The organism is Streptomyces sp. ATCC 21386, from assembly GCF_018728545.1.
In the GTDB taxonomy this organism is placed as follows: domain Bacteria; phylum Actinomycetota; class Actinomycetes; order Streptomycetales; family Streptomycetaceae; genus Streptomyces.
Genome location: NZ_JAAVVL010000001.1, coordinates 1,293,555 through 1,305,287, shown reverse-complemented (window position 1 = coordinate 1,305,287; position 11,733 = coordinate 1,293,555). Strand labels below are relative to the sequence as shown.

Below are 11,733 nucleotides of genomic sequence, written 5' to 3'. Positions count from 1 at the left end.
TCGGCGGGTGCCGTCCGGCGCGACCACGCTCCCGGCGCACCGGGGGCCCTCGACCCGCTCGTCGCCCACGGCCCGGTGTGCCGTACCCCCGTGAGCATGCCCAGCCTCGGCATGCCCATCCGCAGGCGCATTCGACGTACCCCCGTTCGAGGTGCCCTCGTACAGACGTTCCGGACCGACCTCATCGCGGGGCCTCCTACTTGTCCTCGTCGAGGGTGTACGAACGGTCGTCCGGTACGACGACGGTGGCCTCGCCGCCCCCGACGAGGGCGAGACGGACGTGCTCGGCGAACGACTCGGCGAAGGCGACGCGCTGGGCGTCGGCGGTGTCGAGCGCGAAGGTGATCGGGACGGCCTCGGTCGCCGTGCGCCGGCGGTCGCTGCTGGACTGGCCCGGTTCGAGCGGGGTCAGCTTGCCGACGTCGAGAACCCGGGCGTCGGCGACCATGAGCTTGGAGGTGTCCTTGCCCGAGTCGCTGTCCTTCTCCTCGAACGTGGCGTAGATGTTGACCAGCGACCCCGGGTTGATCTTGCCGGCGACCCCGGTGGAGGCGTCGATCAGGATGGCGATCTCCTGTTGCCCCGCTTCGAGTTCGGGCCGGTCGACGATCATGTCCGACTGGAGCAGGGAGCCCTTGCTCAGCTGGGTGACGGCGATCTTGCCGCGGATCTCCGCGAGATCGGTGACGGCCGTGCCGGACAGCCACCGCTCCGGCATCGAGATCTTCTCGAACTGGCCCGCCGTCAGCTCCTTGTAGGGCGCGATGTCGCTCTTCAGCCGGTACGCGGTCACCTCGGGCCCGACCTTCGCGTTCACGTCACGGATCACCGAGAGCACCCCGGCGAAGGCGGCCAGGGCGCACAGGGCCGAGAGGACCAGCAGGATGACGCCGCGGCGCTGGCGCGAGTTCACTACATCTCACCTCGTGGGGGCGTGCCGGGCACGTGAGCGGGCCTGCCGCTCGGTCGGGGCGGTGACGGACGGGTCGTACGGCCCTGCGGGCCGGGGGGTCGGCGTACGGCGGTCATGTGCCCCCTCGGGGCAGCGCGCGCACGGGCGGCGGTTCGGGCTCTCGCAGCGGGGCCGCGCAGAACCCGCAGCGGTCGCCGATGAGTTCGAGGCCGCACCAGTGGCAGGTCTCGCGGCGCACGGACGACACGAGCTGGTAGAGCACGGAGACGTCACTGAGGCCGGCGGCGAACTCGACGAGCTTGCCGGTCCCCCACCAGCGCACGGAGCCCTCGGGCAGCGGCACCGGCAGGGACCCCTGCACCTGCCAGGCCGGGGCGAGCGTCCCGGTGACCCAGTCGGAGGGCGGCTGCGGTCCCTGCGCGACGAGCAGCCGGGTGGCGAACTCGGGTCCCGCGAGGGGCTCCTCTTCGGCGGTGTGGAGGCGGACCAGCTGGGGTCGCGGGTTGGCCAGGACGGCGAACTGGGCGCCCGGCAGCCAGGACTTGGCGTGCGACTTCAGTGTGACCGGCACCCGGTCGAGCTTGGCGACGGAACCGAGGTGCGCGCCGGCGTAGATGTAGTGCGCGAGGAGGCGCACGGAGGAGGCGAGCACTCCGGGGCTGAAGTCGCACACGGACAGCTGCCGCAGCTGCTGGGCGAGCAGGGCGACGCCGAGCGGGGGCAGGTCCACGCCGAGCAGGGCGATGCGGTCGCTCTCCAGCACCGAACGGACCGTGTGCAGCCGCCGGGTGACGGCAGCCGCGTCGGAGGACGAGTGGAGGGCGATGACGTAGCCGTGCTGCTCGATGAGCGCGTGCATGCCGTACAGGGACTCTTCGAGGGTCTCCTGCGGCTGTACGACTGCGGGCGGGGTCTGCCGGTCGTGCGGTGGGAGCACCAGGTCGGAACTGGTGACGGCTATCGCGGTCGGCACGCTGCACACCACCCCGTTCACTTCGGCGGAGTGGTCGACCACCGCCTCGGACGGCCCCTGTGGGGAGTGACGTCCGCGTCGACGTCCCTCCCGCATCGTCTTGCATCAGCACCATATCCACGGCATGGCCCGATCAACACTGAATCTCCTTGATCAACTCACGCCGGGTGGGGCCGTATCCACACAGAGTGAGACGCATATGCCTCAACTCGGCAGGCGAGCGGGGGTGTTGGGCTCCACGAACGGGTGAACGGGCCTCGCGCTGGAGTATTGACAACTCTATTGGTCTGGACCAACTTACGAGTATGTTCAGACACAGAAGACACCTACGCACACGGATGAACGCGCCGGGGCGCGAGGGCGGACGGGCGCCGGGGCGGACCCGGCTCCGGTCGGGAGTCGTCGCCGTCTCCCTCGCCCTCGGGTTCTCGCTCGCCGGCGCCGGACAGGCGTCCGCCGCGGACATCAACAACGCCAGGAACGCCGGATTCGAGTCGGGGCTCAGCGACTGGAACTGCTCGGCGGGCAGCGGCACCACGGTCTCCTCCCCGGTGCACGGCGGCGCGGCCGCGCTGCGGGCCACCCCGGCCGGGCAGGACAACGCCCGCTGCACCCAGGCCGTGGCGGTGAAGCCCAACGCGACGTACACGCTCAGCGCCTGGGTGCGCGGCGGGTACGCGTATCTGGGCGCGACCGGGACCGGGACGACCGACGTCTCGACCTGGACGCCCGACTCGACAGCCTGGAAGCAGCTGTCGACCACCTTCACCACCGGCGCCTCGACCACCTCGGTGACGGTCCACACGCACGGCTGGTACGGGCAGGCCGCGTACTACGTCGACGACGTGTCCGTCTTCGGTCCCGACGGCGGGGGCGGCGGCGACCAGCCGCCCACGATCCCGTCCGCCCCGTCCGGGGTGACGGTGTCGGGCTCGACGTCCTCCTCGGTCTCCCTGGCCTGGAACGCGGTGCCGGGCGCCACCGGCTACCAGGTCTACCGGGGCGGCACGAGGGTCCAGTCGGTGACCGGGACCTCGGCCACGGTGACGGGACTGGCGGCCTCCACTTCGTACTCGTTCCAGGTCACGGCGACGAACGCGGCCGGCGAGTCGGCGCGTTCGGCGACGGTGACGGGGACGACGACGGCGGCTCCGGGCGGCGGCACCGGCGTCCCGAAGCACGCGGTGACCGGTTACTGGCAGAACTTCGACAACGGCGCGGCGGTGCAGCGGCTCGCCGATGTCCAGGCGCAGTACGACATCATCGCCGTGGCCTTCGCGGACGCCACCGCCACCCCGGGCGCGGTCGACTTCACCCTCGACTCGGCGGGGCTCGGCGGCTACACCGTCGACCAGTTCAAGGCGGACGTCCGGGCCAAGCAGGCGGCCGGCAAGAAGGTCATCGTGTCGGTCGGCGGCGAGCGCGGCACCGTGGCCGTCAACGACGCGGCCTCCGCGGCGAACTTCGCGGACTCGGTGCACTCCCTGATGCGGACGTACGGCTTCGACGGCGTCGACATCGACCTGGAGAACGGGCTGAACGCGACGTACATGACCCAGGCCCTGCGGTCGCTGTCGGCGAAGGCCGGCCCCTCGCTGGTCATCACGATGGCGCCGCAGACCATCGACATGCAGTCGACGTCGAACGCGTACTTCCGGACCGCGCTGAACATCAAGGACATCCTGACCGTCGTCAACATGCAGTACTACAACAGCGGTTCCATGCTGGGCTGCGACGGCAAGGTCTACAGCCAGGGGTCGGTGGACTTCCTCACCGCCCTCGCCTGCATCCAGCTGGAGAACGGGCTCGCCCCCTCCCAGGTGGGGCTGGGGCTGCCGGCCTCGACACGGGGCGCGGGCAGCGGGTACGTGTCGCCGACGGTGGTGAACAACGCCCTCGACTGTCTCGCCCGGGGCACCGGCTGCGGCTCCTTCCGGCCGCCCAGGACGTACCCCGACCTGCGGGGCGCGATGACCTGGTCCACCAACTGGGACGCCACGGCGGGCAACGCGTGGTCCAGCGCCGTGGGTCCGCACGTGCACGGACTGCCGTAGGCGAGCAGGGATGCCCGGGGCCCTGCCGGGGCGTGTCCCCCCGGCAGGGCCCGTCCGTTGCGGGACCCGTCCGTGCCGGGCCCGTCGGTCAACCCCTTTCGAGCAGATTCGAAAGGCTTGTCCGGCGCGGGAGGGTACGTGAGCATCGGTGGCCCGGTCGGCGGCCGGTCGTGCTCCCGCCGACCGGGGCTCGGCACAGGTGAGAGCAGACCGCCCGCCCTCGCGGACACATGCTGTCCGCGAGCCTTCCCACCCTGGACTCATGACAGACAACAGCGTGCGCAGCCACCGGATCGACATCCCTCAGGCCCAGCTGGACGATCTGCACACCCGCCTGGACCTCACCCGCTGGCCCGACGAACTCCCGGACGCGGGCTGGGCGTACGGCACCTCCCTGCCGTACCTCCGCGACCTCGCCACGTACTGGCGCGACACCTACGACTGGCGCGAGCACGAGGCCGCCCTCAACGAGATCCCGCAGTACGTCACCGAGATCGACGGCGCGCGGGTGCACTTCCTGCACGTCCGCTCCGCCCGGCCGGACGCGCTGCCGCTGATCCTCACGCACGGCTGGCCGGGCTCGATCGTGGAGTTCCTCGGCGTGATCGACCTGCTGAGCGACTTCCATCTGGTGATCCCCTCCATCCCCGGATTCGGGTTCTCCGGGCCCACCCGGGAGAAGGGCTGGAACGTCTCCCGGGTCGCCCGCGCCTGGGCGGAGCTGATGCGCCGGCTCGGCTACGAGCGCTACGGCGCCCAGGGCGGCGACCTGGGCGCGCTGGTCTCCCCCGCGCTGGCCCGCGTCGCCCCGGAGGCGGTGGTCGGGGTCCATGTGAACGCCGCGTCGATTGGGTTCATCCCGCTCGGCCCGGTGGACGAGGACGAGCGGAAGGGGCTCGACGAGCGGGAGCTGCGGAGCCTGGCGAGCATCGCCGAGTTCACCACGGACGGCTTCGGCTACAACGCCCTGCAGTCGACCCGTCCGCAGACACTGTCGTACGGCCTCACGGACTCCCCCGTCGGTCAGCTCGCCTGGATCGCGGAGAAGTTCCAGGCGTGGACGCACTCCTCGGCCGCGCTGCCGGAGGACGCGGTCGGCCGGGACACCCTGCTCACCAACGTGATGCTGTACTGGCTGACCGGCACGGCCGGTTCGGCGGCCCGGATGTACTACGAGAACAGCCATGTCCCGGACTGGTTCCCGACGGCGACCTCCGGGGTGCCGACCGCGGTGGCCAACTTCGGGGAGGACGTGGCGATCCGTCACTGGGCCGAGCAGGTCAACACCGTCGTACGGTGGACGGAGTTCGACCGCGGCGGCCACTTCGCGGCCCTGGAGGAGCCGGACCTGCTGGCGTCGGACGTACGGGGGTTCTTCGCCTCCCTGCGCTGAGGCGCGGGAGGGGATCAGCCCATCGGGCGGTAGTGGCCGAGCACCTGGGCGAGGTGGGGGAACCACTGGTGCAGGCGTTCGCGGGGCCTGGCCTCCACCGAGCACTCGAAGAAGCCGCCGTCGAGGTGGATGACGGCGACCATCAGGGCCTTGCCGTTGCCGCTCGCCTTGTAGTGGACGCTGCGGATCTCGGACCACGAGAAGTCGACGGAGACACCGTGGTCCTCGAAGGCGACCCCGTTGACGTCGACGACGACGGAATTGTGCCGGTCGACGGCCAGGAACTCCGGGCCCTGCTGCGGCTGGCCGTACGGCTGCGGCGCCTGGGCGTACGGCTGCGGGGCCTGGCCGTACGGCTGCGGGGCCTGGCCGTACGGCTGGGGTACTTGGGCGTAAGGCTGCGGCGGGGGCGCGTACGGCGGGCCGGGAGGCGCGGGCGGGGGCGCGTACGGCGGGGGCGGGGGGCCGAAGCCCTGCCCGCCGCCCGGTGGCGTCCCCGGCTGCTGCGGCGGCGGTGGCGGCTGGTGCCCCTGTCCCGGCTGGTCCATGGTGTGTGTCCTCTGCCCCGTTGGTGTGACTCGTACCGCACCGTATCTCTCGCCCTCGGGTGAAACATTCCCCGGGGGCCACCGCATCAAGGGAGTGAGAGGCGACAACGCGAGTCCGTTCAGGGGGAGCCACGCATGAGACCAGTCCGCGCGGACGGATACCAGGAGTTCGCGACGGCGCGTGCGGGCCATCTGTACCGGTCCGCGTGTCTGCTCACCGGTGGGGACACCCATCTCGCCGAGGACCTGGTGCAGGAGACGCTCGGCCGGTTGTACGTGAAGTGGGGGCGGGTGCGTCGGGCGGACAACCCGGCCGGCTATGCCCAGACCGTGCTGACCAGGACGTTCCTCGCCCATCAACGGCGGCGCAGCAGCCGTGAGCGGGCCACCGACGTGTTCCCGGACGGGCCCGCCGCGCCGGGCGTCGACACGTCCCTGCGGCTCACTCTCGTCGAGGCGCTGGCCCAACTGCCGCCCAAGGACCGGGCCGTGATCGTCCTGCGCTACTGGGAGGACCGGTCCGTCGAGGAGACCGCCGCGGCGATGAACGCCAGCTCGGCCGCGGTGCGCACCCGGTGCGTCCGCGCGCTGGCACGGCTGCGCGCCCTGCTCGGCGACACCGTCGGCGAGTACGCCACGCCCTGAGCGGACCCCGAACGTCGCGCCCCGCACCCACCGACACCAGCACACCCACCTCGCAGAAACGGCGGTTCGTCATGCCCCAGGAACAGCACGAAGACCTCTTCGAGGGCAGGCTCGGTGACGCCCTGCGCCGGGTCGGCGATGCCTACGAGACCGATCACCAGGCGATGGTCGGCGCAGGAGCCGTACGGGGCCGCAGGCTGCTGTTCCGCCGGCGGGCGGCGATGCTGGGCGGGGTCGCCGGGATCGCGCTCGTCGGGGTGGGCGGGGCACTGCTGCTGCCGGGAGCCGGCGACGGCGGCGGGAGGCAGTCCGTGGCGGCGGACCGGTCCACCGAGCCGGGAGTCAGCGACGACGACGGCGCGGTGTCCGGCGCGGAACTGGTCCGCATGCTCAAGGAGCTGCTGCCGGACGGGAAGTTCCGCGGGGAGTCCGCGCGGGGCACGAGCGCGGACGGACCGCCGTACGCCCAGGTCGTGTACGACGACGGCAAGGGCAGGGCGGCCGTCCAGCTGGCGCTCGGGCGGGTCGAGCCCGACAGCGAGTACGCCCGTCAGCTGACCGAATGCCCGGACAAGACGTCCGTCGCGTACGACTCCTGCGAGGAGAGCACCCTGCCGGGCGGCGCGCGGCTGATGCTCTTCCAGGGCTACGAGTACCCGGACCGCCGGGTGGACACCAAGCACTGGTACGCCCAGTTGGTCGACCCGGCGGGGTACGAGGTCAGCGTCATGGAGTGGAACGCCGCGGCGCAGAAGGACGCTCCGGTCACCCGTGCCGAACCGCCGCTGTCCCTTGCCGCGTTGAAGGCGATCGTCAGGGATCCGGGCTGGCAGGCCGTCGCCGACGCGATCACGGAGAAGCCCGAGAAGGGCGGCCCGCAGGAGAACCAGGAGGACCAGGGGGAGAAGGAGGAGTCGTCGACGGTTCCCCCCGGGGGCGGGTCCCTCGATGCCCCGGTCGTCGAGGGCGAGGCCATTCGCAGGACCCTCGTCAGCCTCCTTCCCGACGGCGTCGATGTCGTCGGCGAGGACAGCCAGGTGTCGGACTTCGCGTACGTCGTCCTCGACGACGGCAAGGGGCGGAGCCTGGTGCAGGTCAACGCCCAGCCGGGCATGGCGGATCTCGCGGACTCGCTGTTCGGCACGGACGCCGAGACCCTGCCCGACGGCACGAAGGTCGTCGAGAGGAAGCAGCCCGGGGAGAAGGGCGGCGAGGGGGTCGTCATGTGGACCGTGGACACGCTCCGCACGGACGGGCTGCGGGTCGTGGTCAGCGCCTTCAACTCCGGCGCCCAGCACACCGCCGCGACCCGTCAGACCCCCGCGCTCACCATGGCTCAGCTGAGGGAGATCGCCACCAGCGAGCGGTGGAAGTCGCTCGGCTGACGGCCCGGCGTCAGAAGAAGTCGGCCCACGGCTGGTCCCAGATCTGCTTCACGGCCAGGACGAGGAACAGCAGGCCCGCGACGGCCAGCATGCCGTTGCTGACGATGCCGTTGCGCCATTCCCGGGGTGTGCGGGAGGAGTTGAGGAGCCAGAGGAGGGTGGCGGCGAGGAACGGCAGGAAGGCCGCGCCGAGGACGCCGTAGAGGATGATCAGGCGGAACGGCTGGCCCTGGAAGAGCAGGACGATGGGCGGGAAGGTGAGCCAGAGCAGGTAGGCGCGGAACGGCCAGGACTTCTCGTGCCGGCCTGAGGCGACCTCCTCGCCCGTCACCGACTCCTTCCTGCGGAAGCGCGCCACGAAGTCCGCGAACATCAGGCTCACGCCGTGCCAGACGCCGATGAGGGAGGTGTACGAGGTGGCGAAGAAGCCGATCAGGAAGAACTTGGCGGTGGCCGTGCCGTACTCCTCGGCCAGGATGTCACCGAGCTGGATGAGGCCCTTGTCGCCGGAGGCGATGGCGATGTTCGCGGAGTGCAGCAGTTCGGCGCCGACGAAGAGCATCGAGATCACGAAGATGCCGGTCGTGATGTAGGCGACCCGGTTGTCCAGGCGCATGACCTTCATCCAGCCGGTGTTCGTCCAGCCCTTGGCGTTGACCCAGTAGCCGTACGCGGCCAGCGTGATCGTGCCGCCGACGCCGCCGATCAGGCCGAGGGTGTTGAGGATCGAGTCCTTCTCGTCGGGCAGGACGGGCAGCAGCCCGGCGAACGCGTCGCCGAGGTTGGGGGCGACGCGGATCGCCAGGTAGACCGTGACCAGGAACATGACGCCCACCAGGACCGTCATGACCTTCTCGAAGACCTCGTACTTGTTGAACCAGACGAAGACCAGGCCGCTCAGGCCGCACAGCACGGCCCACCACTTGAGGTCCATCACGTCCGGGAACAGCGCCTGCAGGGGCAGGGCGCTGGAGGACATCGCGGCGGCGCCGTAGACGAAGCCCCAGATCACGACGTAGACGACGAAGAACCACGTCGTCCAGCGGCCGAGGCTGGCCCAGCCGTCGAAGAGGGTGCGGCCGGTGGACAGGTGCCAGCGGCCCGCCGCCTCGGCCAGGGAGATCTTGACGAGGCAGCCGATGACGGCGGCCCACAGCAGGGTGTAGCCGAAGTTGCTGCCGGCGATCAGGGTCGCGACCAGGTCGCCGGCGCCGACACCGGTCGCCGCGACGACGATGCCGGGGCCGATGTACTTCCAACTGGATCTACGGGGTGGGGGGTTGGTGTCGGATGTTGCGGGTGTATCGGTGGGGTTTCCCGTGGTGTCCGCCATGAGGGTCAAGAAACCCCAAGGGGCCGCATCGGGCAAGAGGGCCCGCACCGACGCCCCCGAAGGGGCGCGGGGAACTGCGCGACCAGCCACGACGACGCCGCTGACGACCGACGACCTCAGCGGCCGGTGGCCGGTGGCCGGTGGCCGGTGGCCGGTGGCCGGTGGCCGGTGGCCGGTGGCCGGTGGCCGGTGGCCGGTGGCTTCGGTGCCGGATGTCACCGAAGCCGCCGGCCCCGTCGAACCGCTCGACCCGGCGGAGCTACACGCAGCCGTCCGCCCCGCACGTGCCGAGTTCGAACCACACGGTCTTGCCCGAGCCGTCCTGCCGGCAGCCCCAGCGCCCGGCCAGCGCGTCCACCAGGAACATCCCCCGGCCGCTCTCCGATATCTCCGTCACCCGGCGCACCCGGGGCGGGCGGCCGTCCGTGTCCGACACCTCGCAGCGCAGTACTCCGTGGGCGGCCGACAGGGTCAGCTTCAGTCGGCTCTCCGCGTGCACCAGCGCGTTGGTGACCAGTTCGCTCACCAACAGCTCCGCCGTGTCGGTCTGGTCGAGCAGACCCCATCCCTCCAGCTGCCTGCGCACCTGCGCGCGGGCCTGTGCGGCGACGGTGGGACGGGGGTCGTACTCGACACTCAAGTGGCCCGCACCCATGGGGGGTTGGGGGTACGAGGCGAAATGGGGGCCGGAATCCGGAAGGAGACCCCCGGAGAGTTGCAGCATGCTTCCAGGGTTGCCGCCACGCGTACGCGGCACACGGGGAGGACTACCCGTTTCCGGCCCTGCATATACCTGTTTCCCGCCCGGGTACGTCCGCAATTGGGGACCTACGCGGCTGATGGGCGTGTACGCGGTTGTGTACGGCTTACGCGCGACCTGAACTCCCGGCCCGTTCGCCCCTGTTCCGGCCATCTCGCCCCCTGCCCGCACCAGCCCACTCTTGACCTGGTCATGCCAGACCCGCACCATGAGCGCCACACCCGCACCAGGGCCCGGCCGGGCACCCCCACGGTCACCGGCCGGACCCGAGGCACGTCGCAAGGATCCACCCCCCGCTCCACTCCCCACTTCCGGAGACCCCGGAATTCCTGGAGAAACAAGGAGACTCGATGCGACTCCGCATACGCGGCAGGGCGGCCACGCCCGACGGCACCGGCAGAAGATCCGGTCGCCGCACCGCCGCCCTCGCCACCCTGCTGGCGCTGGCCCTCGCGGCCCCGGTCGCCGCGACCACCACGGACGCGACGGCGACCAGCGCCGAGCGGCCGAAGGCCTCGGCCGACGACATCCGTCAGTACGAGGTCCACATGCACTCGGACAGCAAGTCCCGCACGGCACTGCAGCAGGCCGGGGTGACCGTGGACGACGCCGACGACCACTCGGTGTTCGTCTCCGGACGCGCGGACCAGATCAAGAAGCTGAAGCAGCAGGGCTACGAGATCACCCCGCTCGGCGCCGCCCCGGACCGGTCGAACGGCGAGGACGACGTACGGCTCTTCGACTTCCCGTCCGCCGACTCCCGCTACCACAACTACGCGGAGATGACGAACGAGATCAACTCCGTGGTCGCGGCGAACAGTTCGATCGCCAGCCAGCGGGTCATCGGCACCTCGTACCAGGGCCGGAACATCGTCGCGATCAAGATCAGCGACAATGTCGGCACGGACGAGGCCGAGCCCGAGGTGCTGTTCACCCACCACCAGCACGCCCGTGAGCACCTCACCGTCGAGATGGCGCTCTACCTGCTCAACGAGCTGACCTCGGACTACGGGACCGACTCCCGAGTCACCAACATGGTGAACAACCGCGAGATCTGGATCATCCCGGACATCAACCCGGACGGCGGCGAGTACGACGTCGCCACCGGCTCGTACCGCTCGTGGCGCAAGAACCGGCAGCCCAACAGCGGTTCGTCGGCCGTCGGCACCGACCTCAACCGCAACTGGAACTACCGCTGGGGCTGCTGTGGCGGCTCGTCCGGGTCCACGTCCTCGGACACCTACCGGGGTACGGCCGCCGAGTCGGCGCCCGAGGTGAAGGTCGTCGCCAACTTCGTGCGCAGCCGGGTCGTCGGCGGGGTCCAGCAGATCAAGACCGGTATCGACTTCCACACCTACAGCGAGCTGGTGCTGTGGCCGTTCGGGTACACGACCGCGGACACGGCGACCGGGATGACGGCGGACGACCGCAACGCGTTCGCGACGGTCGGCGGGAAGATGGCCGCGAGCAACGGGTACACGCCCGAGCAGTCCAGCGACCTCTACATCACGGACGGGTCGATCGACGACTGGCTGTGGGGCAACCAGAAGATCTTCGGGTACACCTTCGAGATGTATCCGGGGTCGGCGTCGGGGGGTGGGTTCTATCCGCCCGACGAGGTCATCGCCCGGGAGACCGCGCGGAACCGGGACGCGGTGTTGCAGCTGCTGGAGAACTCGGACTGCATGTACCGGTCGATCGGCAAGGAAGCGCAGTATTGCGCCTAGGC

At 70.7% G+C, this 11,733-nt stretch carries 10 protein-coding genes; 5 read left to right on the top strand and 5 right to left on the bottom strand.

The window, feature by feature from the left end; genetic code table 11:
• Positions 1–196: 196 nt before the first annotated feature.
• Together cpaB and GWK25_RS05730 are read right to left on the bottom strand one after the other, a co-directional pair.
• The gene (cpaB, locus tag GWK25_RS05735) at positions 197–913 is read right to left on the bottom strand and encodes a Flp pilus assembly protein CpaB (protein ID WP_215448776.1); all 717 of its coding nucleotides are present in this window, start codon (positions 911–913) and stop codon (positions 197–199) included.
• 112 nt (positions 914–1,025) lie between these two features.
• Positions 1,026–1,928 (bottom strand): hypothetical protein, encoded by a 903-nt coding sequence (locus GWK25_RS05730; protein WP_215448775.1) that lies wholly within the window; start codon positions 1,926–1,928, stop codon positions 1,026–1,028.
• A 296-nt stretch (positions 1,929–2,224) separates the two neighbouring features.
• Between GWK25_RS05730 and GWK25_RS05725 the strand changes: the two genes are divergently transcribed.
• Entirely contained in the window at positions 2,225–3,940 is a 1,716-nt protein-coding gene (locus GWK25_RS05725) for a chitinase (RefSeq protein ID WP_215448774.1), read from the top strand.
• A 262-nt stretch (positions 3,941–4,202) separates the two neighbouring features.
• A complete protein-coding gene (locus GWK25_RS05720; protein ID WP_215448773.1) occupies positions 4,203–5,333 on the top strand; it encodes an epoxide hydrolase family protein in 1,131 nt (376 codons plus the stop codon).
• Positions 5,334–5,347: 14 nt separating this feature from the next.
• Here GWK25_RS05720 and GWK25_RS05715 read toward each other — a convergent pair whose 3' ends face one another.
• Positions 5,348–5,881, bottom strand: coding sequence for a hypothetical protein (locus tag GWK25_RS05715; RefSeq protein WP_215448772.1), 534 nt, complete (start codon positions 5,879–5,881; stop codon positions 5,348–5,350).
• 135 nt (positions 5,882–6,016) lie between these two features.
• On the opposite strand from GWK25_RS05715, the gene GWK25_RS05710 reads away from it, so the two are divergent.
• Both GWK25_RS05710 and GWK25_RS05705 read left to right on the top strand, forming a co-directional pair.
• A complete protein-coding gene (locus GWK25_RS05710; RefSeq protein ID WP_215448771.1) occupies positions 6,017–6,526 on the top strand; it encodes a SigE family RNA polymerase sigma factor in 510 nt (169 codons plus the stop codon).
• 71 nt (positions 6,527–6,597) lie between these two features.
• Entirely contained in the window at positions 6,598–7,911 is a 1,314-nt protein-coding gene (locus GWK25_RS05705; protein WP_215448770.1) for a hypothetical protein, read from the top strand.
• Between the two features lie 10 nt (positions 7,912–7,921).
• On the opposite strand, the gene GWK25_RS05700 is transcribed toward GWK25_RS05705, so the two are convergent.
• Both GWK25_RS05700 and GWK25_RS05695 read right to left on the bottom strand, forming a co-directional pair.
• Positions 7,922–9,244, bottom strand: coding sequence for an Nramp family divalent metal transporter (locus tag GWK25_RS05700; protein ID WP_215448769.1), 1,323 nt, complete (start codon positions 9,242–9,244; stop codon positions 7,922–7,924).
• 259 nt (positions 9,245–9,503) lie between these two features.
• Positions 9,504–9,884 carry an ATP-binding protein gene (locus GWK25_RS05695; protein ID WP_251828732.1) on the bottom strand — a complete coding sequence of 127 codons (381 nt, stop codon included), beginning with the start codon at positions 9,882–9,884 and terminating at the stop codon, positions 9,504–9,506.
• 470 nt (positions 9,885–10,354) lie between these two features.
• Between GWK25_RS05695 and GWK25_RS05690 the strand changes: the two genes are divergently transcribed.
• Entirely contained in the window at positions 10,355–11,731 is a 1,377-nt protein-coding gene (locus tag GWK25_RS05690; protein ID WP_215448767.1) for a M14 family metallopeptidase, read from the top strand.
• Positions 11,732–11,733 lie beyond the last annotated feature (2 nt).

Coding starts and splice junctions, on each gene's coding strand:
- GWK25_RS05725 (WP_215448774.1), top strand. CDS start 2,225: ATGAACGCGCCGGGGCGCGAGGGCGGACGGGCGCCGGGGCGGACCCGG.
- GWK25_RS05700 (WP_215448769.1), bottom strand. CDS start 9,244: ATGGCGGACACCACGGGAAACCCCACCGATACACCCGCAACATCCGAC.
- GWK25_RS05720 (WP_215448773.1), top strand. CDS start 4,203: ATGACAGACAACAGCGTGCGCAGCCACCGGATCGACATCCCTCAGGCC.
- GWK25_RS05715 (WP_215448772.1), bottom strand. CDS start 5,881: ATGGACCAGCCGGGACAGGGGCACCAGCCGCCACCGCCGCCGCAGCAG.
- GWK25_RS05690 (WP_215448767.1), top strand. CDS start 10,355: ATGCGACTCCGCATACGCGGCAGGGCGGCCACGCCCGACGGCACCGGC.
- GWK25_RS05705 (WP_215448770.1), top strand. CDS start 6,598: ATGCCCCAGGAACAGCACGAAGACCTCTTCGAGGGCAGGCTCGGTGAC.
- GWK25_RS05710 (WP_215448771.1), top strand. CDS start 6,017: ATGAGACCAGTCCGCGCGGACGGATACCAGGAGTTCGCGACGGCGCGT.